This window comes from Streptomyces sp. NPDC048361 (assembly GCF_040651795.1).
In the GTDB taxonomy this organism is placed as follows: Bacteria; Actinomycetota; Actinomycetes; order Streptomycetales; family Streptomycetaceae; genus Streptomyces.
Window position 1 is genome coordinate 111,759 of sequence record NZ_JBEZKW010000003.1, and the last position, 20,231, is coordinate 131,989.

General features: G+C 69.7%; 19 protein-coding genes. 7 read left to right on the plus strand and 12 right to left on the minus strand.

The features are described 5' to 3' along the window. Positions 1 to 19: 19 nt before the first annotated feature. Both AB0D31_RS02870 and AB0D31_RS02875 read right to left on the minus strand, forming a co-directional pair. A complete protein-coding gene (locus tag AB0D31_RS02870) occupies positions 20 to 616 on the minus strand; it encodes an RNA 2'-phosphotransferase (RefSeq protein WP_362716068.1) in 597 nt (198 codons plus the stop codon). Positions 617 to 720: 104 nt separating this feature from the next. After that, positions 721 to 1,236 carry a PadR family transcriptional regulator gene (locus tag AB0D31_RS02875; RefSeq protein ID WP_362716071.1) on the minus strand — a complete coding sequence of 172 codons (516 nt, stop codon included), beginning with the start codon at positions 1,234 to 1,236 and terminating at the stop codon, positions 721 to 723. A gap of 114 nt (positions 1,237 to 1,350) precedes the next feature. Here AB0D31_RS02875 and AB0D31_RS02880 point away from each other — a divergent pair, with 114 nt between their 5' ends. Next, positions 1,351 to 1,908, plus strand: a complete 558-nt coding sequence (locus AB0D31_RS02880) for a hypothetical protein (protein ID WP_362716074.1) — start codon at positions 1,351 to 1,353, stop codon at positions 1,906 to 1,908. Between the two features lie 2 nt (positions 1,909 to 1,910). Further along, positions 1,911 to 3,260: a carotenoid oxygenase family protein gene (locus AB0D31_RS02885; RefSeq protein ID WP_362716077.1), complete on the plus strand. Its 1,350-nt coding sequence runs from the start codon at positions 1,911 to 1,913 to the stop codon at positions 3,258 to 3,260. Positions 3,261 to 3,401: 141 nt separating this feature from the next. On the opposite strand, the gene AB0D31_RS02890 is transcribed toward AB0D31_RS02885, so the two are convergent. Genes AB0D31_RS02890 through AB0D31_RS02905 form a run of 4 tightly spaced genes read right to left on the minus strand, consistent with a single transcriptional unit; the run spans position 3,402 to position 7,937 of the window. After that, positions 3,402 to 4,349 carry a MerR family transcriptional regulator gene (locus AB0D31_RS02890; protein WP_362716079.1) on the minus strand — a complete coding sequence of 316 codons (948 nt, stop codon included), beginning with the start codon at positions 4,347 to 4,349 and terminating at the stop codon, positions 3,402 to 3,404. Positions 4,350 to 4,387: 38 nt separating this feature from the next. Next, positions 4,388 to 5,320 carry a metal-dependent hydrolase gene (locus AB0D31_RS02895; RefSeq protein ID WP_362716082.1) on the minus strand — a complete coding sequence of 311 codons (933 nt, stop codon included), beginning with the start codon at positions 5,318 to 5,320 and terminating at the stop codon, positions 4,388 to 4,390. Further along, positions 5,317 to 7,086 (minus strand): SDR family oxidoreductase, encoded by a 1,770-nt coding sequence (locus AB0D31_RS02900; protein ID WP_362716274.1) that lies wholly within the window; start codon positions 7,084 to 7,086, stop codon positions 5,317 to 5,319. The genes AB0D31_RS02895 and AB0D31_RS02900 overlap by 4 nt, the downstream gene beginning before the upstream one ends. 2 nt (positions 7,087 to 7,088) lie before the next feature. Further along, the gene (locus AB0D31_RS02905) at positions 7,089 to 7,937 is read right to left on the minus strand and encodes a M24 family metallopeptidase (protein ID WP_362716085.1); all 849 of its coding nucleotides are present in this window, start codon (positions 7,935 to 7,937) and stop codon (positions 7,089 to 7,091) included. Positions 7,938 to 8,194: 257 nt separating this feature from the next. Between AB0D31_RS02905 and AB0D31_RS02910 the strand changes: the two genes are divergently transcribed. The 4 genes from AB0D31_RS02910 to AB0D31_RS02925 are packed head-to-tail and all read left to right on the plus strand — an operon-like array spanning position 8,195 to position 11,750. Further along, positions 8,195 to 9,214 (plus strand): ABC transporter ATP-binding protein, encoded by a 1,020-nt coding sequence (locus AB0D31_RS02910; RefSeq protein WP_362716277.1) that lies wholly within the window; start codon positions 8,195 to 8,197, stop codon positions 9,212 to 9,214. Next, complete coding sequence (locus AB0D31_RS02915; protein ID WP_362716088.1) at positions 9,204 to 10,091, plus strand: ABC transporter permease subunit; 888 nt, start codon at positions 9,204 to 9,206, stop codon at positions 10,089 to 10,091. The genes AB0D31_RS02910 and AB0D31_RS02915 overlap by 11 nt, the downstream gene beginning before the upstream one ends. After that, positions 10,088 to 10,999, plus strand: a complete 912-nt coding sequence (locus tag AB0D31_RS02920; protein WP_362716091.1) for an ABC transporter ATP-binding protein — start codon at positions 10,088 to 10,090, stop codon at positions 10,997 to 10,999. Before AB0D31_RS02915 ends, AB0D31_RS02920 begins: the two co-directional genes overlap by 4 nt. A gap of 28 nt (positions 11,000 to 11,027) precedes the next feature. Further along, entirely contained in the window at positions 11,028 to 11,750 is a 723-nt protein-coding gene (locus AB0D31_RS02925) for an ABC transporter permease (protein ID WP_362716094.1), read from the plus strand. Between the two features lie 275 nt (positions 11,751 to 12,025). Here the strand turns inward: AB0D31_RS02925 and AB0D31_RS02930 are convergent, their stop codons facing one another. The 3 genes from AB0D31_RS02930 to AB0D31_RS02940 form a co-directional block, all read right to left on the minus strand. Then, positions 12,026 to 12,445, minus strand: a complete 420-nt coding sequence (locus AB0D31_RS02930; protein WP_362716097.1) for a hypothetical protein — start codon at positions 12,443 to 12,445, stop codon at positions 12,026 to 12,028. Positions 12,446 to 13,168: 723 nt separating this feature from the next. Next, on the minus strand, positions 13,169 to 14,467 hold the full coding sequence (locus AB0D31_RS02935; protein ID WP_362716100.1) for an MFS transporter: 1,299 nt from the start codon (positions 14,465 to 14,467) through the stop codon (positions 13,169 to 13,171). 153 nt (positions 14,468 to 14,620) lie between these two features. Beyond that, entirely contained in the window at positions 14,621 to 15,313 is a 693-nt protein-coding gene (locus AB0D31_RS02940; protein ID WP_362716103.1) for a FadR/GntR family transcriptional regulator, read from the minus strand. A 109-nt stretch (positions 15,314 to 15,422) separates the two neighbouring features. Between AB0D31_RS02940 and AB0D31_RS02945 the strand changes: the two genes are divergently transcribed. Beyond that, the gene (locus AB0D31_RS02945; protein ID WP_362716105.1) at positions 15,423 to 16,109 is read left to right on the plus strand and encodes a rhomboid-like protein; all 687 of its coding nucleotides are present in this window, start codon (positions 15,423 to 15,425) and stop codon (positions 16,107 to 16,109) included. A gap of 349 nt (positions 16,110 to 16,458) precedes the next feature. Here AB0D31_RS02945 and AB0D31_RS02950 read toward each other — a convergent pair whose 3' ends face one another. The 3 genes from AB0D31_RS02950 to pheA all read right to left on the minus strand — a co-directional run bounded on the left by AB0D31_RS02950 (position 16,459) and on the right by pheA (position 20,158). Further along, positions 16,459 to 17,280: an HAD family hydrolase gene (locus tag AB0D31_RS02950; RefSeq protein WP_362716108.1), complete on the minus strand. Its 822-nt coding sequence runs from the start codon at positions 17,278 to 17,280 to the stop codon at positions 16,459 to 16,461. Next, entirely contained in the window at positions 17,277 to 18,566 is a 1,290-nt protein-coding gene (serS, locus tag AB0D31_RS02955) for a serine--tRNA ligase (protein ID WP_362716111.1), read from the minus strand. The genes AB0D31_RS02950 and serS overlap by 4 nt, the downstream gene beginning before the upstream one ends. A gap of 656 nt (positions 18,567 to 19,222) precedes the next feature. Then, positions 19,223 to 20,158 (minus strand): prephenate dehydratase, encoded by a 936-nt coding sequence (pheA, locus tag AB0D31_RS02960; RefSeq protein ID WP_362716114.1) that lies wholly within the window; start codon positions 20,156 to 20,158, stop codon positions 19,223 to 19,225. Positions 20,159 to 20,231 lie beyond the last annotated feature (73 nt).

Consider the following 20,231-nt stretch of genomic DNA (forward strand, 5'->3'; position numbering starts at 1 on the left):
GATCATGCCAAGCGAGGGCTCAGCCCGGTAGCCGTAGGTACTCCGGCGGCACGGCATCGGTGAGCCAGACCCCGTTGGCGCTGATGTGGAAGACGTGGCCGGCCCGGTGCATGGCCCCGGCGTCCACACTCAGCACCACGGGACGGCCGCGGCGGGCACCGACTCGGCCGGCGGTCTCCCGGTCGGGCGAGAGGTGGACGTGGTGGCGGTCCATCGGGCGCAGGCCTTCGGTACGGATCGCGTCGAGGGCGCGGGCGACGGTGCCGTGGTAGAGGTACGCGGGCGGTTCGTCGGCCGGCAGGTCCAGGTCGACGGCGACGGTATGGCCCTGGCTGGCCCGGATCCGGCCGCCCTCCACGGCGAAACGCCGCTTGTCGTTGGTGGCGACCACATGGTCGAGCTCGGTGCGGGTGACGGGGAAGCGATGCGCGGCGGCTGCTCGCAGCAGCACGTCGATCTCAACCCAGCCGTTCGGATCGAGCACGATGCCGATCCGTTCGGGCTGATGGCGCAGGTGTTTCGACAGGTACTTGGACACCTTCACGGTGCGTCTGTCGTCCGGGAGCGGTCGCGCGCCGTCGCGCGGCGGCTCCTGCGGGTGCGGGGTGTGTGTCATGGCGCAAGGGTGCCGGGCGCCACCCGGGCACGGCATCCCTATGTCCGTGCCGGTGTGCCCTGCCAGGGGTTGAGCTGGTGTGCCGCCCACGCCGGTGTGCCTCGTCAGGGCTTGAGCTGCTGCGCCGCCCACCGCGCCCACTCCTCGTGCATGACGCTCAGTCGTTTTCCGTACTCGAGGGCGAGGCGGCCGTGCACCGAGATCGCATCGTCGTCCCAGTCGATGGACGCCTCCGCCTGCTGGAGACCGGCGAGTTGGCGAGCCGAGCGCTCGGCCTCGGTGAGCAGATACGTTTGCGCCTCAACGGGGGTGAGCTCGCCGAGGAAGAAGACCCGGAGCAAGGAATCGCTCCGGCGGGTGCGGACCGGCTCGACCTCGGTGAGCCAGTGGCGCAGCTCGCCTCGGCCCGCCGGCGTGATCGCGTACTCCTTGCGCCCGCGCGGGCCCTCGGCGGAGACCTCGACCAGCCCGGCGTCGGCGAGTTTGCCGAGCTCTCCATAGACCTGGCTCTGCGTCGCCGACCAGACGTGGGCGAGCGAGGTCTCGAACAGTTTCATCAGGTCGTAACCGCTGGCCGGGCGGTCGGACAGCAGGCCCAGGACTGCGTGGCGGAGGCTCATGCACAGCACTTTACATTCCACTCTTGACACGTCAATCGCGGAACCTCTACATTCGACATGTCGAAGTTGGAATGTGGAGCCGGGTGGGGACGCCCGGAGCAGAGGGGGACTCCCATGAACTACCTGCGCGGTTTCATCCCGTGGATCGTTTTCGCCGCCGTCGGCAGCGCGCATTGGCAGTGGGGCGCGCTCGCCGCCCTCGTCACGGCCGCCTACCTCTTCACCATGGACCGCAGGCGCGGGGTGCCTGCCGACTCCCTGATCCTGGAGCAGTCCACGATTGCCTTCTTCGCCGTCCTGAGCGTCATAGCGTTCGCCGCCACGGACAGCGGGCTGCGTGAGTACGGCGGCGCGCTGGCCACCGGCTGGCTGGCGCTGACCGCCTGGGCCACGCTCGCCGTGCGCAAGCCCTTCACCACCGGGATCGCCAAGCGGCAGGCGCCGCGTGAAGTGTGGACCAACCCGGTGTTCCTGCGGATCAACGTGGTGCTGACCTCTGTCTGGGCCCTCGCCTTCACGCTGACCGCCATAGCGCTCGCCGTCATCGACGCGGAGTCGTTGGGCAGCATCGCCTCGATCGCGGCTCAGGTCGCGGGCTTCGCCATCCCGGCCGTCGTCACCGCCCAGTACCCGGAGCGCGCCCGTCGCGCCGCCGTCCTCAAGGGTGCCTGACCATGACGGCGACGCACAGTACTTCCGCGCACCTCGCGGGCAACTTCGCCCCTGTCCCGGAAGAACTGACCACTTACGAGCTGCCCGTCACCGGTGCCATACCGCCGGAGCTGTCCGGTTGGTACGTCCGCAACGGCCCCAACCCGCACGATGCCGCGTCCCCGCACTGGTTCTTCGGGGACGGGATGGTCCACGGCGTCCGGCTCGAAGGAGGCAGGGCCCGCTCCTACCGCAACCGCTGGGTGCGCACCTCCACCCTCACGCACGGGGCGCGGGTCCACGACCGGGAGGGCAACACCGACCTCACCGCCGGGGTCGCCAACACCCATGTCGTGCGGCATGCCGGGCGCACGCTGGCTCTGGTGGAGTCGTCCTTCCCGTACGAGCTGGACTGCCGGCCCGGGCGTGAACTGGAGACGCTGGGTCCGTACGACTTCGGTGGGCGGCTCATCACCGCCATGACCGCGCACCCCAAAACCTGCCCGACCACCGGCGAGCTGCACTTCTTCGGGTACGGCATGCTCCGCGAGCCGTATCTCACCTACCACCGTGCCGACGCACGGGGAGAGTTGGTGGTGAGCCGACCCGTGGAGGTGCCGGCGGCGACGATGATGCACGACTTCCACCTCACCGCCGCCCACGTGGTGTTCATGGACCTCCCCGCGGTCTTCGACCTGGAGACGGCGATACGGTCGGGCGGCGGGATGCCCTACCGCTGGGACGCGGGGCACGGGGCACGCCTGGGAGTGCTGCGCAGGGACGATCCCTATGGCGAGGTGCGGTGGCTGGAGATCGACCCCTGCTACGTCTTCCACGCGCTGAACGCGTATGACGAGCCGGGCGACGATGCGGGGTGTGGGGAGCGCATCGTGCTGCACGTGGTGCGGTACGAGCGTCTGGGCGCCGAGCGGCCGTCCCTGTGGAAGTGGACGCTGGACCTGGGGACCGGCGTGGCGGACGAGGAGCAGCTCGACGACCAGGCCTGTGAGTTTCCCCGGATCGACGACCGGCTGGCCGGCCTGGAAGCTCGGTTCGGGCACGTCACGGTGGCGCAGTCACCCTCCTCGGGTCCCACACCGGGGGCGCTGCTCCGGTACGACCTGCGGACGGGATCGGTGGCGCGGCACGACTTCGCGGCGGGGCGGACCCCGGCAGAGGCGGCGTTCGCCCCGGCGGACGACCGGCCGGGGGGCCCGGGCTGGCTGCTCAGTTATGTGTACGACGCCGCGAGGGACACCAGCGATCTCGTCATCCTGGACGCGGACGACCTCGCGGCTCCCCCGGTCGCGACAGTTCATCTTCCTCAGCGCGTGCCGTTCGGCTTCCACGGCGACTGGCTCGCGGATCGATGAAGAGTGACCTCAATCACCCGACGGAGAGGGGTAGTTGTGTTTGTTCCACAATGAAGTCGAGTTATCCACAGGGCATTTGGCGATCGTGTGGATAACTCGCGTCTCGTACATGGCATTTGCGCAATTTGTCTCGCCTAAGGCTCAGTTGGTCGACTGACCTTCGCGTTCTGATACGTGTTGACCGGACAACACGTCCAACGTCCGCGACTGCACCTCGCGTTCGGCGGCCGCGGCGATGAACGCGGCGACTTTGTCCTGGCCGACTAGGGCTTGAACGGCGCGGACTGTGTGCGTGGGGAGTGTCACGAGGGCGGGGTCCGGGTCGGGCGGGGCGGCCGCGGGAGTGCCCAGGTGTTTCTGGAGATGGCGGGTGGCGAACAGGCGCATCGCGCGCGCGAGTTCGGCGTCTACGGTCTGTTGGGCCAGCGGGCGCAAACGCCGTACCAGTTCGGCTGCTTCGGCGGCGTCGGTGTCGCTCGGGGGGTGGGGGCCGAGGTAGCGGGCGAAGACGTGTTCCGTGGTGAAGTCGAGGAAGCGGGCCGCGATGTGTTCGACCTGGCCCCGCAGCTCGCGCAGATGGCCGGAGATGGCGTCGAGCGGAACGCCCGCGGCATGCAACTCGGCGGCCACTGCCAGCTCTTGAGGGCTGGGGACGAGGAACTCTGTGTCGTTGTCCGGTATGCGTTCCAGGATGCCGAGCTCCACGGCCTCGGCCACGGCGTCGTCGTCGGGGTCGCCGCCGAACGTCGCGTCGAGATCGGCGCGGGAGATCCGAGCCGCCTCCTCGTCGGTCCACGGACCGTTGACCTCGACGACGAGGCCGAGCACGCCGCCGAGTCCGCGGCCCGCGTCCCAGGCCTCCAGGAGTTCCTTGATGGAAGCCAGGGTGTAGCCACGGTCGAGCAGATCGGCGATCTGGCGCAGCCGGGCCAGATGGGTTTCGCCATACACATTGGAGCGGCCGCGTCGCTCGGGCCGGGGCAGCAGTCCGCGGTCCTGGTAGGCGCGGATCGTGCGGACCGTGGCGCCGCTGGCATGCGCCAGGTCCTCGATCCGGTACTCGGCCGGAGCCGGTGGCTGAGACGCCACCTGCTGAAGTGCTGACTGCCCGGACAAACCCACTCCCTCTAACCCAGGGCGGCGCGGCCCACCGCGCCCGCCGCCGCTCGGGCCGCCGGCGAGGTCGCGAGGTATTCGACGGCCTTGCGCAGGGAGCCCTCCTGCGAGGGATGGTACGACCGGCGCAGGTAGCGGGGTATGGCCGAGCCCAGTTCCTTCCAGGTGGGCAGCAGGCCGCGGCGTACCGCCCGGTTGTGTTCACGCAGTGAATAGCGCATCCGGCCGCCGAGTTGGGGGTCATGGCGGATGAGGTAGGAGGCGCCCCACGCCCACAGCCACAGCAGCACCGGGGCGACGACGGCCATTCCTTCAACGCGGCGGATGTACCGGGGCAGGCCTGTGCCACCGCAGTGCTGGTACATGTCGAAAGCGACGGCCCGGTGCTCGACCTCCTCGGCGCCGTGCCAGCGCAGCAGGTCGAGCATGACCGCGTCGCATCCGGCGCCGTCCAGGCCCTCGGCGTCCAGCACCCAGGTGCCGAGGACCGCCGTGAACTGCTCGATGGCGGCGATCAGTGAGAGCCGGAAGCGCAGCCACTCCTGCGTCGGGATGGGGGCGCCGAACGGCGGCGCCTCGCCGAGGAGCTTGTCGAAGAGGAAGTCGACGTGCCGCGTGTAGGGCGTGGTGTCGAGGCGCTGGAGCGCCAAGTGGTCAAGGACATAGGAGTGTTGAACACTGTGGGTGGCCTCCTGACCCATGAACCCCTTGACGTCTTTGAGCAGTGCGGGGTCGGTGACCAGCGGCAGGGCTTCTTTGAAGACCTTCACGAACCAGCGCTCGCCCGCCGGAAGCAGCAGGTGCAGCACATTGATGACGTGGGTGGCGGTGGGCTCGTCCGGTATCCAGTGCAGCGGTGTCTCGTCCCAGTCGAACGCGACCCGGCGTGGGGATATCCGGTAGTGCTCCTCGCCCTGGGTGCCGTCTCGGCGCTCCGTGCTCACAGCGGCGGCTCCAGGCGGGCGATCGCGCGCAACGCCCTCGGCGTGAAACGGGACATGAGGTGAGCGCCGCGGGCCTCGGGCGTCACCGGCACCACGGCCTGGTTCTTCACGACGGCACGCAGGATCGCCGAAGCGACCTTCTCCGGCGGGAAGTTGCGCAGTCCGTACAGGCGGGAGGTCTTCTTCTGGAGGCGCTTCTCCTCGGCGGCGTCCGCTCCGGCGAAGTGCGTCGTCGAGGTGATGTTGGTGTTGACCAGGCCGGGGCAGATCGCGGAGACGCCGATGCCCTGCCCGGCCAGCTCGGCGCGCAGGCACTCGCTGAGCATCAGGACCGCTGCCTTCGACGTGCTGTAGGCGGGCAGCGCCCGGGAGGGCTGGTAGGCGGCGGCGGAGGCGGTGTTGACGATGTGGCCGCCCTGGCCGCGGTCGGCCATCTGCTTGCCGAAGATCCGGCAGCCGTGGATGACACCCCAGAGGTTGACGTCGAGGACCTTCTTCCAGTCCTCGGCGGTGGTGTCGAAGAACGAGCCGGAGAGCCCGATCCCGGCGTTGTTGACCAGGACGTCGACGATGCCGTACTCGCAGGCCACCTTCTCGGCGAGCTTCTCCATCGCCTGCTCGTCGCTGACGTCGACGGCCTCCCCCCACGCCTCGGGCGCGCCGATGAGGCGGGACATCTCGGCGGTCCGGGTCGCGCCCTCGGCGTCCCGGTCCACGGCGACGATCCGCGCCCCCGCCTCGGCGAACGCGAAGGCCGTGGCACGGCCGATGCCGCTCGCGGCTCCGGTCACCAGGACGAGCTGTCCGCCGAACCGGTCGGCGTACGGTCCCGTCGCCACGGCGTCCTGCGCCGGTATGCCGTCCTCGTTGGCACGGACGAACTCGGTGATCCAGGCGGCCAGTTGATCCGGCCGGGTGCGTGGCACCCAGTGCTTGGCGGGAAGGGTGCGCCGCACCAGGCGGGGCGCCCAGTGCTCAAGGTCGGCGGAGAGCTTCGGCGAGAGGAACGCGTCGTCGAGCGGCGTGATCAGCTGGACGGGCACATGCGCGTACGCGTCGGCACGGGGACGGCGCAGCCGGGCGCGGACGTTGTCGCGGTAGAGCCAGGCGCCGTGCGCCGCGTCCTGCGGCAGCGAGGCCGTGGGGTAACCGTCGGCGGGCACCTTCTCCATCCGCTGAAGGATCTTGGGCCACTGCTTGCCGAGCGGGCCGCGCCACGCGAGCTCGGGAAGGACCGGGGTGTGCAGCATGTACACGTACCAGGACTTGGCGCCCTGGCCGAGCAGTTGAGCCGTCGCGCGCGGGCCCGGGCGGCGCAGGCGCTTCTTGATCCAGTGGCCGAAGTGGTCCAGCGAAGGGCCCGACATCGAGGTGAAGGAGGCTATGCGGCCTTGGGCGCGCTCGACGGTGGCGAACTCCCAGCCCTGCACCGACCCCCAGTCGTGACCCACCAGATGGACCGGCCTGCCGGGGCTGACCGCGTCCGCGACCGCCAGGAAGTCGTCGGTCAGCTTCTCCAGGGTGAACCCGCCGCGCAACGGCGCGGGCGCCGTGGAACGGCCGTGACCGCGCACGTCGTACAGCACCACGTGGAAGTGCTCGGCGAGCTGCCGGGCCACCTCGGACCACACCTCTTTGCTGTCGGGGTAGCCGTGCACGAGCACCACGGTCGGCTGGGCGTCGTCGCCCAGTTCCGCCACGCACAGCTCTACGCCGCCGGTCCGCACCCAGCGCTCGCGCGCCCCCTCGATGTGCCCGTTCGTCACGCTCACGCCGCCTTCTCCTCGGCCCAGCGCCGCACATGCGGCAGGTCGTCGTCCAGCCAGAACGCGCTCTGCTCCGGATCCCTGGAGTCGGTGACGACCAGGATCTCCTCGAACTTCGCGCCCGTACCCCGGAACCCGAGGTGCGGCTCGACCGCCCACAGCCCCGGGTGGGGCGGGTGGTCGGAGAACGTGTAGGGGGACCACAGGGGTGACCAGCCGTCCCGGTGGCCGTGGACCGCGTCGCTCGCGAGGCCCTTCAGTGCCTGGGTGCCGAACCCGAAGACCGTCGGCGACCAGCGGCGCTCCTTCACCCGGTCGATCTTGTGGGCGATCACCCCGAACGGATAGGCGCGATGCCGGTTGGCATAGCCCTGGCGGACCATGAGCCGGTCGACGCTCTCGTAGATCTCGCGCAGCGGCCGCTTCTCGCGCACCTCGCGCAGGATCAGCGCGCGGTGCGCCTCAAGGTCGGCGAGCAGCCGGTCGTGCACCGGGTTGAGGCCGAGGCAGCCCGAGTAGCCGACGTCGGCGGTGAAGCCCTTGTAGACCGGGGCCATGTCGAGGATGAAGGGCATCCCCGCCTCCAGGCGCCGGTTGGTGGGGAAGAACTGCAGCGGGACGCGGAAGTTGACGAACGCCGTGCGGTCACCGAACCAGGCGAAGGGCAGATGGAACCAGTCCCGCACGCCCCGCTCACCCAGCCACTCCCGCTGCATGCGCGCCGCGTCCCGCTCGGTCACCCCCGGCTTGAGCTGGGCGGCAACCGCCTCCGCGCATTCGTACGCGAGGCTCTGCACCTCTTTGAACCCGCTCAGCCGCGAGTCGGGCCGAGCCTTCACTGCCGATGGCATCCGTCCACCCCTGTCGCCCTACGCGTGCGTAACTTGACACTGATGAATGTGACAATGCCCGGCGGCTGCGTCAAGGGCCCTGCGCAAGCCTGTGGACAACGGCGTGATTGTGGACAACGGCGTCGCTCGGGACGGCGAACCCCTCCGCCTCACGTACGGGGTCCCCTACGGGGCCGTACCTCTGGAGTCGGATATGGATCCAGCCGTCTGGTCTGACGATTCGTGTGGCCCGCGCCACTACCGTCGATGACGTGACTGTGATCGCGACCGAAAGCCTGAGCAAGCGGTTCCCCAGGGTGACCGCGCTTGACCGGCTGTCGTTGGACATCGGCCCCGGTGTGACCGGGCTGGTGGGCGCCAACGGAGCCGGCAAGTCCACGTTGATCAAGATCCTTCTTGGTCTCTCGCCCGCCACGGAGGGCACCGCCGCCGTGCTCGGCCTGGACGTCGCCACCAGTGGCGCCGCCATCCGTGAGCGGGTGGGCTACATGCCGGAGCACGACTGTCTGCCGCCCGACGTCTCGGCCACCGAGTTCGTCGTGCACATGGCGCGCATGTCGGGCCTGCCGGCCACCGCCGCTCGCGAACGCACCGCGGACACGCTGCGCCACGTGGGTCTCTACGAGGAGCGCTACCGGCCCATCGGCGGCTATTCGACCGGCATGAAGCAGCGCGTCAAGCTCGCCCAAGCTCTCGTCCATGACCCCCAACTGGTCCTCCTGGACGAGCCGACCAACGGCCTCGACCCCGTCGGCCGCGACGAGATGCTCGGCCTGATCCGCCGTATCCACACCGACTTCGGCATCTCGGTCCTGGTCACCTCGCATCTCCTGGGCGAGCTGGAGCGCACCTGCGACCACGTCGTGGTCGTCGACGGCGGGCAGTTGCTGCGCTCCAGCTCCACCAGCGACTTCACCCAGACCACCACCACCCTGGCGGTCGAGGTCACCGACTCCGACAGCCACCCCGACGGCACGGAGGCGGTCCGCAAGGCACTGACCGCGGCCGGCCTCACCCTGCACGCGGGCGTCGAGGACGGGCTGCCGGGCGCCGGCCACATCCTCCTGGTCGAGGCCACCGGCGAGGACGTCTACGACACGGTCCGCGACACCGTGGCCCACCTCGGCCTCGGTCTCGTACGGATGGAACAGCGCCGCCACCACATCGCCGAGGTGTTCCAGACCCCGGCGCGGGAGCCGGTCTCCGAACGCGCCGCCGCATGGGCAGCCACTGCGGCCGGCACCGAGCACAAGGGAGGCGGCCGCGATGGCAACTGACAGCGCCCAGACCCAGATCCACAACATCGGTTACCGCACCTACGACGGCCCCCGCCTCGGCCGGGCCTACGCGCGCCGCTCGCTCTTCTCGCAGTCGCTGCGCGGAGCGTACGGGCTCGGCCGCAGCGCCAAGTCCAAGGTCCTGCCCATGCTGCTGTTCGCGGTGATGTGCGTGCCGGCGGCCATCCTGGTCGCGGTCGCCGTCGCCACTAAGGCCAACGACCTGCCGGTCCAGTACACGCGGTACGCGATCCTGTTGCAGGCAGTCATCGGCCTGTTCATCGCGGCGCAGGCACCCCAGTCCGTCTCACGGGACCTGCGCTTCAAGACGGTGCCGCTGTACTTCTCGCGGCCGATCGAGCACGTCGACTACGTCCTGGCCAAGTTCTCCGCCATGGCGTCGGCGCTGTTCATCATCACGGGCGCGCCCCTGGTGATCCTCTACATCGGCGCTCTGCTCGCCAAACTCGACTTCGCGGACCAGACGAAGGGGTTCGCCCAGGGGCTGGTATCGGTGGCACTGCTCTCCCTCCTCTTCGCCGGCCTCGGCCTGGTCATCGCCGCACTCACACCGCGCCGCGGCTTCGGAGTCGCCGCGGTCATCGCCGTGCTGACGGTCTCCTACGGCGCCGTCTCCGCGGTCCAGGCCATCGCCTTCAACCAGGGCTCCCCCGGAGCGGTCCAGTGGCTCGGCCTGTTCTCGCCCATCACGCTCATCGACGGCGTGCAGACCGCGTTCCTCGGAGCGAGCTCCAACTTCCCCGGCGGCCACGGCCCGGGATCCGGAGCCGGAGCGGTCTACCTGCTCGTCGTCCTCGCGCTCATCTACGGCTCGTACGCCGTGCTGACCCGCCGCTACCGGAAGGTGGGGCTGTGACCACCATCGACATCGACCACACCTCACGCTGGTTCGGCAACGTGGTGGCGGTCAACGACGTCACCATGACGATCGGCCCCGGCGTCACCGGGCTGCTCGGTCCCAACGGCGCCGGAAAGTCCACCCTGATCAACATGATGGGCGGTTTCCTCGCGCCCTCCACGGGAACGGTCACGCTCGACGGCGAGCAGATCTGGCGCAACGAGTCCGTCTACAAGAAGGTCGGCATCGTCCCCGAGCGGGAAGCCATGTACGACTTCCTCACGGGCCGCGAATTCGTCGTCGCCAACGCCGAGTTGCACGGCCTCGGTGCGCGCGAGGCCGGCCAGGCCCTGGCCACGGTCGAGATGGAGTACGCGCAGGACCGCAAGATCCAGACCTACAGCAAGGGCATGCGCCAGCGCGTCAAGATGGCCTCCGCCCTCGTGCACAACCCGTCGGTGCTCCTGCTCGACGAGCCGTTCAACGGCATGGACCCGCGCCAGCGGATGCAACTGATGGAGCTGCTGCGGCGGATGGGGGCCGAGGGCCGCACGGTTCTCTTCTCCTCGCACATCCTCGAAGAGGTCGAGCAGCTCGCCTCGCACATCGAGGTCATCGTGGCCGGACGCCACGCGGCCAGCGGCGACTTCCGCAAGATCCGCCGCCTCATGACGGACCGCCCGCATCGCTATCTGATCCGCTCGAGCGACGACCGCGCACTGGCTGCGGCGCTGATCGCCGACCCCTCGACCGCCGGGATCGAGGTGGACCTCAAGGAGGGCGCCCTGCGCATCCAGGCCGTCGACTTCGGCCGGTTCACCACCCTGCTCCCCCAGGTGGCCAGGGCGAACGGCATCCGTCTGCTGACGGTCTCGCCCTCGGACGAGTCCCTCGAATCCGTCTTCTCCTACCTCGTAGCGGCCTGAGCGCCTCCAGAAAGGAGCGGACGTTCCCATGTACAACCCGACCGTCGCCCGGCTCACCTACCGGGCTCTGCTCGGCCGCCGCCGGGCCGCCATTCTCTTCGTCCTGCCGGCTCTGCTGATCGTGATCTCCGTCGCCGTACGGTCGTTCAGCAGCGGAGCCGACGACCAGGTCACCGCCGACCTCCTCGGCAGCTTCGCGCTCGCCACGATGGTGCCGCTGATCGGTGTCATCGCCGGTACGGGCGCCATCGGTCCGGAGATCGACGACGGCTCGATCGTCTACCTGCTCGCCAAGCCGGTGAAGCGGTCCACGATCATCGTCACCAAGCTGATCGTCGCGATCGCCGTGACGATGGCGTTCTCCGCGATCCCCACGCTGATCGCCGGGTTCATCCTGAACGGCAACGGCCAGCAGATCGCCATCGCCTACACCGTGGCGGCCCTGGTCGCCTCCATCGCGTACGCCGCGGTCTTCCTGCTGCTCGGCACCATCACCCGGCACGCCGTGGTCTTCGGCCTGGTGTACGCGCTGGTCTGGGAGGCGCTCTTCGGCAACCTGGTGCCGGGCGCCCGCACGCTGAGCGTGCAGCAGTGGTCGCTCGCCCTCGCCCAGCGGATCGGCGAGAACGGTGTGATCTCCTCCGACGTGGGGCTGCCGCTCGCGGTGACCCTCCTTGTGGGCGTGACCGCGGTGGCCACCTGGTACGCGGGCCAGAAGCTGCGCACGCTGAAGCTGGCCGGGGAGGAGTGACGGGGCTTTCCTGGGCGGGGGTGCCTGGGCGGGTTCCTTGAGCGGGTCCCGGGACGGGGGCTCCGGGGGCTCCCTGAGCGGGGGCTCCCGGGACGGGGCTCCTTGAGAGCGGGGGCGGTGCCCGGCGGCGACAATCCGCCACCGGGCGCCGCCTTTTGTCTGGGAGCCGGCCCAGGTCGTGCTTGTGCGGGAGCCCGGGCCCCAGTCGCATTGGTGCAGGAGCCCGGCCTCCTGTGCCTGCCGCGCGGGGCCCGGCTGTTTCCCGTCCCGCGTGGTTACCTCCGGCGCTTGCGGCGCGGGTGCGGCGGGTGGGGGAGGCGCCGCTGGATGTCGGCGACGTCCTCGGTGAGATCCGTGAGCCGGACGCTCATCGCCCCCACCACGTGGTTGGTGGCGTCGAGCCGGCGGTCCAGAGATTCGACGCGGCGGTCCACGGCCTCCAGCCGGAGGTCCATCGCCCCCAGCCGGCGGTCCATCGCCTCCATGCGGTGGTCCATCGCGGCCATCCGATGATCGAGCGAATCGAGCCGCACCGACATCCGGCCGAGCAGCGGACCGAGTTCCTGGAGCGCCGGCCCGATCTGGGCCATGGAGCTCTCCAGGTTGCCGACCCGCAGGTCCAGGCCGTCGTAGCGGGGGTCGCTCGCGATGACGGTCCGGGGAGCCTCCTCGGTGTCGAGGAGGTAGCTACGCACGCAGCGGGCAACTTCGCTGTCGCGAAGGAGCATGGCTACGTTGAGGACGGCTCGGCGGGTGAAGAGCCGGAGGTGGAGCGCCCCTGTGGATAACTCTCCGGGGTGGCGCAGGGTGGCGTGGCCGTTTTGGCCACGTCATCGAGCCGCAGGTCATCACCGCTAAGGGTGGTCATTCCATTAGCGGTGAGCTCTTCGCGGTGCCGCTTGACCACGCTATGCACAGCCTGCTTGTGGACAGCAAAGTACTGGGCGACTCCGTCCGTGGTCACATGCAGACCATCGGGTAGCACCTGCAACGCCCTGACCTTCTCCAGGACGTCGACACGCCCCCCGATGGTCGGCGCGCAAGGTGCGAGATTCGAGTAGGGCGGCTTCGGATGGCATGGTTGTCGGCCTTCCGTTCATGGTCGTCGGTGCATGACAGGAACGCCCTGACCCCGGGCCGCAGGGGTGGAGGTCCGCTCATCTACGCCACTGACTCAATGACCGGTCTGTACCGCGACCGGCAATCCCCGAATTCACGAAAGGTACGACGCCACTAACCCCAGTTGCCTCCACGCACATGGGACAACGAGCGGACTTTCGTACAAGTCACGCATCCGGGGAACACCTGTTGGGAACAAAGGTCTCGCCAAGCCCCTGGGAGCCCCCGGGAGTCTCGAAGCGTCCGCCCCCGGGGGCCCTCGGCCCCCCGAGACCCTCCGAAACCCCCCGCACCGCGCGTCAGACCGTCCGGTCGCGGGCCGCGAAGAGGCCCACCGCAAGGGCCGCCGCGCAGACGCCGAGGACGAGGGCGATCGGCACGGTCCAGCCGCCCGTCGCCTGGTGGACGGCGCCCGCGGCGATCGGGCCCGCGGCGGCCAGCAGGTAACCGACCGTCTGGGCCATGCCGGACAGCCGGGCCGCCGTGCGGGCGTCTCCCGAGCGCAGCACGATCATGGTGAGGGCCAGGCCCACCGCGCCGCCCTGCCCGATGCCGAGCACCCCCGACCAGAGCCAGGCGCCGCTCACCGGGGCGATCATCAGGCCCGCGTATCCGGCGGCGACGAGCGAGGTGACCAGCACGATCAGCGGGCGCTGGCTGCGCATCCGGCCGGCCAGGAGCGGTACGCCGAAGGCGCCCGCCACCTGGATCAGGTTGTTGAACGCGAAGATCACCCCGGCCGTGGAGCGGCTCATGCCGTGGTCCGTGAGGATCGTCGGCATCCACGCGATCAGAACGTACGACCAGAGCGACTGGAGGCCCATAAAGAGGGTGACCTGCCAGGCGAGGGCGGAGCGCCACACACTCTTGACCGCGGCAGCGGAAGCGGGAGCCGAGCCGGAAGCGGAGCCGTTGGGGGCAGCACCGCGTACCTCATGACCGGTACGGCCCCGCGCGATCAGGACCTGCGGCAGCCAAGCCACCGCCGCGAGCACCGCCAGGAGCGACCACACCGCGAGGGATGCCTCCCAGCTGCCGCCGAACGCCTTCTCCAGGGGCACCGAGGACGCGGCCACCAGGGTCGCGCCCGCGATCATCGCGCCGGTGTAGACCGACGTCATCGACGCCGCCTTGTCGGGGAAGTCGCGCTTGATCAGGCCGGGCATCAGCACATTGAGCAGGGCTATCGCCGTGCCGACCAGCACGCCTCCGCCGTACAGCGCCACCGCCGAGGGGGCCACCCGCACCACGATGCCGACCGCCAGGAGCAGCAGGGCGAACAGCAGCACGGGCTCGCTGCCGAAACGGCGGGCCAGCCACGGCGCGACCAGCGCGCCGAGCCCCAGGAAGAGTACGGGTACGGAGGTGACCAGGCTGCTCGCGGTCGACGAGAGGCCGAACGATTCGCTGATCTCGCCCACCAGCGGTGACACGCTGGCCAGCGCCGCGCGCATGTTCACCGACGCCAGCACGATCCCGACCAGCAGCACCACCGGATGCGCGAGCAGCGCCCGCCGTGCGGCGAGACCCTGGGGCGAGGGCCGCACATCGGCTTCGGCATCGGGCAACAGCAGTTGATCAGCATCGGGGCGTGACAAAACAAGCACCTTTCTCAACGTGTACGTACTTCTCGCGCCGCGTCCTCACGCGGCACTCTCGCGCCGTGACCTCACGGACCCGCGGGCCGTGACTTCACCCGGCACCCGCATGCCGGGACCTCACGTGACACCCGCGCCCCGCGCCCTCACGCATCACTCGCGCGCCGAGGAGCGCCGTGCGGTCACCGCACGCACCGCTTCCAGCGGCTTGCGGAGCAGTTCGCGGACCGTGTGTTCCGCGGCCGCCGGGTCGCCGCTCTCGATCGCGTCGACCAGGGCCTCGTGTGTGTCGAGGTCGATCGGGGGCATCTCCTCGTCTCGCAGCGACGTGATCAGGCTCTCGTGCACCTGGACCGAGAAGAACCGGTAGACCTCGATGAAGGCCGGGTTGTGGGTGGCCTGGACGACTCCCATGTGGAACGCCATGTCGGCGTCGGCGGCACGGTCGCCCTGTTCGCGCAGGGACCGCAGCGCGCCGCGCAGGGCCACCATGTCGGCCGTGTCCCGGCGTTCCGCGGCGAGCCGGGCGGCTTCGGCCTCCAATGCGACGCGGAGTTCGAGCACGTCAAGGGTGCCGGCGGCGCGAATTCCCTGGAGGACCGCGGAGGGGTCGGCCGTGGAGCGTACGAACGTGCCGTTGCCCTGGCGGGACTCGAGCAGCCCGGCGTGGACCAGGACGCGTACCGCCTCACGGACCGTGTTGCGGCCGACGCCCAGCTGCTCGGCGAGCTCGTGCTCGGTCGGGATGCGGTCGCCGACCGCCCAGTCGCCGCCGGTCAGCTGGGCCCGCAGCTGATCGACCACGGTGTCCACCAGGGACTGCCGCCCCGCCGTCCGAAGAGCCACGCCCTACTCCATTCACCCGGTTGCCCAGTCATCCTACAACTGGTCATCCTACAACTGTCCCGGCATGGCGGCTCATGGCTTCCTCAGCGTCACACGCCATCATCTAGGGATGACGACCCTGCTCAACCGCGGCGCCGAGCCCTCGCGGCCGATCCGCGCCTGGGTGCGTTCCACGCCCGGTACGCACATCTGGCTGCTGTCCATCGCGGTCACCAGCCTCGTCATCCAGCTCTCCACGCGGGAGTTCGAACGGTTCCTGCTGCACCGCAACAGCAGCAACATCCACGAGCTGACCCGCCATCCCGTGCAGTCCCTCTTCACCAGCGCCTTCTGGATCGAGAACCCGTCCTCGCTCCTGCTCTACCTGGTGATGTTCGAGGTGGTCCACGGCACGGTGGAGCGCTGGCTCGGCACGTTGCGCTGGCTGTGCACGGTCGTCGTCGGGCATGTGGTGGCGACTCTGATCAGCCAGGAGTACGTGCTGTGGTCGATCCAGAACCAGCATCTGCCCCGGCGTCTGGCGCATGCCATGTCCCATGTCGTCGACATCGGCGTCAGCTACGGGCTGGCCGCGTCGGCCGGGATCCTCGTCTACCGGCTGGCCCGGCCGTGGCGCTGGTTCTATCTGGCGGGGGTGCTCGGGTTCTTCGGCATTCCGCTCGCCACCGGCGGTACGTTCACCGACCTCGGCCATGTGACGGCGCTGTTCATCGGGTTCGCCTGCTGGCCGCTGACCAGGGACCTGCCCGGGCAAAAACCAGTGGCGGCCAACGACCCTGCCGGGCACAGTGGTTGACGCAGCCGTACATGTGATGCGCGGCCCGCGGCACGGGGGAGGAGCACGACGGCGACCGTCTGCACGGGTTGTCGGGCTCTTGTGCGGGGCGGCGCGAGGCAGGCGCCGGAGCAGCACCGACGACTCCGGTTCGCCGCCCGTGCGCGGCTGCACAGGGGCGGCCGCTTCGAGCGCGCATTCGCGCGAGGCCGCCCCTCCCCACGTAGCGACACCTATGAGTCCCGCGCCGCGACACAGTGGGTAAGGGGCTCATGAGTCCCGCGCAGCGACACCCATGAGTACGCGCAGCGGCACCATGGGTAAGGGGCGTCCGCTATGGCGGACGCCCCTTACTGATCGAGCCACCGGCTCACCCCTGCAGCAGCTGCTCCAGCACCACGGCGATGCCGTCGTCGTCGTTGGAGGCCGTGATCTCGTGTGCCACGGCCTTCAGCTCGTCATGGGCGTTGGCCATTGCCACGCCGTGCTCGGCCCAGCCGAACATCGGTATGTCGTTGGGCATGTCCCCGAACGCGATGGTGTCCGCCGCCTTGCAGCCGAGCCGGCGCGCCGCGAGCGAGAGGCCCGTCGCCTTGCTGAGGCCGAGCGGCAGCAGCTCCACGACGCCGGCGCCCGCCATGACCACGCCGACCAGGCTGCCGACGACCTGCCGTGTGATCGCCGCGAGCGCGTCGTCGTCGTAGTCGGGGTGCTGGATGTAGACCTTGTTCAGCGGGGCCGACCACAGCTCGGCGAGGTCCTCGAAGCGGTTGACCGGTAGCGGTCCCTCCTGGACCCGGTAGCCGGGGCCGACCAGTACGTCGCCGTCGAGCCCGTCGCGGCTAGCCGCGAGCGCGAGCGGGCCGATCTCCGCCTCGATCTTGGACAGCGCGAGCCCGGCGAGCTGGCGGTCGAGCGTCACCGACGTCAGAAGCCTGTGCTCACCGGCGTGGTAGACCTGCGCGCCCTGTCCGCACACCGCGAGCCCGTCGTACCCCAGGTCGTCCAGGATGTGCCGGGTCCAGTTCACCGCGCGGCCGGTCACCACGATGTGCGCGGCGCCGGCCGCCGTGGCGGCGGCCAGCGCGTCACGGGTGCGCTGCGAGACCGAGCCGTCGGAGCGCAGCAGCGTGCCGTCGAGGTCGGTCGCGACCAGCTTGTACGGGAACGGGCGGCCCGGGGCGGTGTTCACTTGGCGATCGGCTCCAGGACCTCGCGACCGCCCAGGTAGGGGCGGAGCGCGGCCGGGACGCGCACCGAGCCGTCGGCCTGCTGGTGGTTCTCCAGGATCGCCACGATCGTGCGCGGGACCGCGCACAGCGTGCCGTTCAGCGTGGAGAGCGGGGTGACCTTGCTCTTGCCGTCGCTGGTGTCGCGCATGCGGACCGACAGACGCCGTGCCTGGAAGCCGTCGCAGTTGGAGGCCGAGGTCAGCTCGCGGTACTTGCCCTGGGTCGGGATCCAGGCCTCGCAGTCGAACTTGCGCGAGGCCGAGGAGCCGAGGTCGCCGGTGGCGACGTCGATGACCTGGAAGGGCAGTTCAAGGGCGGTGAGCCACTGCTTCTCCCACTCCAGGAGCCGCTTGTGCTCGTTCTCCGCGTCGTCCGGGTGGACGTAGGAGAACATCTCGACCTTGTCGAACTGGTGGACCCGGAAGATGCCCCGGGTGTCCTTGCCGTACGTACCGGCCTCGCGGCGGAAGCAGGGCGAGAAGCCGGCGTAGCGCATCGGCAGCTTGTCCGCGTCGAGGATCTCGTCCATGTGGTACGCGGCGAGCGGGACCTCGGAGGTGCCGACCAGGTAGTAGTCGTCCTTCTCCAGGTGGTACACGTTCTCGGCGGCCTGGCCGAGGAAACCGGTGCCCTCCATGGCGCGCGGGCGGACCAGAGCGGGGGTGAGCATCGGGATGAAGCCGGCCTCGGTGGCCTGCGCGATCGCGGCGTTGACCAGGGCGAGCTCCAGGAGCGCGCCGACGCCGGTCAGGTAGTAGAAGCGCGAGCCCGACACCTTGGCGCCGCGCTCGACGTCGATGGCGCCGAGCGCCTCGCCGAGCTCCAGGTGGTCCTTGGGCTCGAAGCCCTCGGCGCCGAAGTCGCGGATGGTGCCGTGCGTCTCCAGGACGACGAAGTCCTCCTCGCCGCCGACCGGCACGTCCGTGTGGACGATGTTGCCGAGCTGCAGAAGCAGCCGCTTGGCCTGCTCGTCGGCGTCGTTCTGCGCGGCCTCCGCGGCCTTGACGTCGGTCTTGAGCTGCTCGGCCTTCTTCAGGAGCTCGGCGCGCTCGTCCGGCGTGGCCTTGGGGATGAGCTTGCCGAGCGACTTCTGCTCGGAGCGCAGTTCGTCGAAGCGGAGGCCCGAGGACCTGCGCAGCTCGTCGGCGGAGAGCAGGGCGTCGACAAGGGCGACGTCCTCTCCACGGGCGCGCTGGGAGGCGCGAACACGGTCGGGGTCCTCACGGAGCAGGCGAAGGTCAATCACCCCTCCAGGCTACCGGTGCGGACTCCTGCCACCCCACCGGTATATCCCCCGCGCGCCCCACCCGCGTGGCGCTTTGTCCGCATTGACCGAATTGGCAATGCTGGCGCTCGCAATTCCCGGGCGGATGTCGGCAGGAGTCAAGGAAAGCGCCGCTATTCCCTGAAAAGAGGCGCTTTCGGGATGGTCGTTGACCGACTCCCTTGCCGTGCACCGGACTTGTCCACAGAGGTGGACGCGCTCGGAAACTTATCCACAGGCTGTGTGGGAGATCTGTGGACTGCGGAAGGGATCATTCCGAAAGCCGCATGCGGGACCGAGGTTTCCCCTACCAAACCCGCTCCACACACTCATTCGGGTGGGAATTACTCGCTCTAAAGAGTTGATCAATGGAATTGAGGTGACAGAGGGCGTCCTGGTGGCCTGTGGACTGATGTGTCGTCACTAGAGGGATTTGTCGACTGTGTCCGGTTGTGTTGTCGACTTACCCACAGGTCGAGAACCGGGCCTGTGGATAACTTTGTGGACAACGAAAATCAGCAGGTAGGACCGGCTGTGAAGCCGCCACAAAGCTGGGGACAACGCCTCCTGAGCGCCCTCGCGCCCGACAGTCCTGCCCCTCCCGAGCGGCCTGGCACGCGCCAGTCCTCCGAGCGGCCTTACGCACGCCCGTCCTGGCAGTGGGCCAGCCAGTCCGCGGCCCTGTCGAACTCCGCGTCCGAGGTCCCCTGGCGCGGCGGCCGAACGTCGTCCAGCGTGACCTCCGCCCGCGGGTAGGAGCCGAGGAAGCGGATCTCCGGGCAGATGCGCCGCAGCCCCATCAGGGCCTCCCCTACGCGCCGCTCCGAGATGTGGCCCTCGGCGTCGATGGCGAAGCAGTAGTTGCCGATGCCCTGACCGGTCGGCCGGGACTGGAGCAGCATCAGGTTGACCCCGCGCACCGAGAACTCCTGGAGCAGTTCGAGCAGGGCGCCGGGGTGGTCGTCGCGCTGCCACACCACCACCGAGGTCTTGTCCGCGCCGGTCGGCGCCGCCGGGCGGGCCGGGCGGCCGACGAGCACGAAACGGGTCTGCGCGTTGACCGCGTCGTGGATATCGGTGATCAGCGGTTCGAGGCCGTACGTCGCCGCCGCGAACTCGCCCGCGAACGCCGCGTCGTACCGCCCTTCCTGGACGAGGCGGGCGCCATCGGCGTTGGAGGCCGACGACTCCCAGAGCGCCTCCGGCAGATTGGCCTGCAGCCACTTGCGCACCTGGGGCTGGGCGGCCGGGTGCGCGGTGACCGACTTGATGTCCGCGAGCGCGGTCCCCGGGCGCACGAGCAGCGCGAATTTGATGGAGAGCAGCACCTCGCGATAGATCATCAGCGGCTCGCCCGAGACCAGCTGGTCGAGCGTGGTGGTGATGCCGCCCTCCACCGAGTTCTCGATGGGCACGAGCGCCGCGGCCGCCTCCCCGTTGCGCACCGCGTCCAGGGCGGCCGGCACGGAGACCATCGGGACCAGTTCGCGGGTGGCTGCCTCGGGGAGGGTGCGCAGGGCGGCCTCGGTGAACGTGCCCTCGGGACCCAGATAGGTGTAGCGCGTGGCGGACATGCGGTTCACACTAATGGCCCGAAGTCCCCGGCACGCACCGCCCGGACCGGCCGTCCCGCCCGCCGGGCACGCC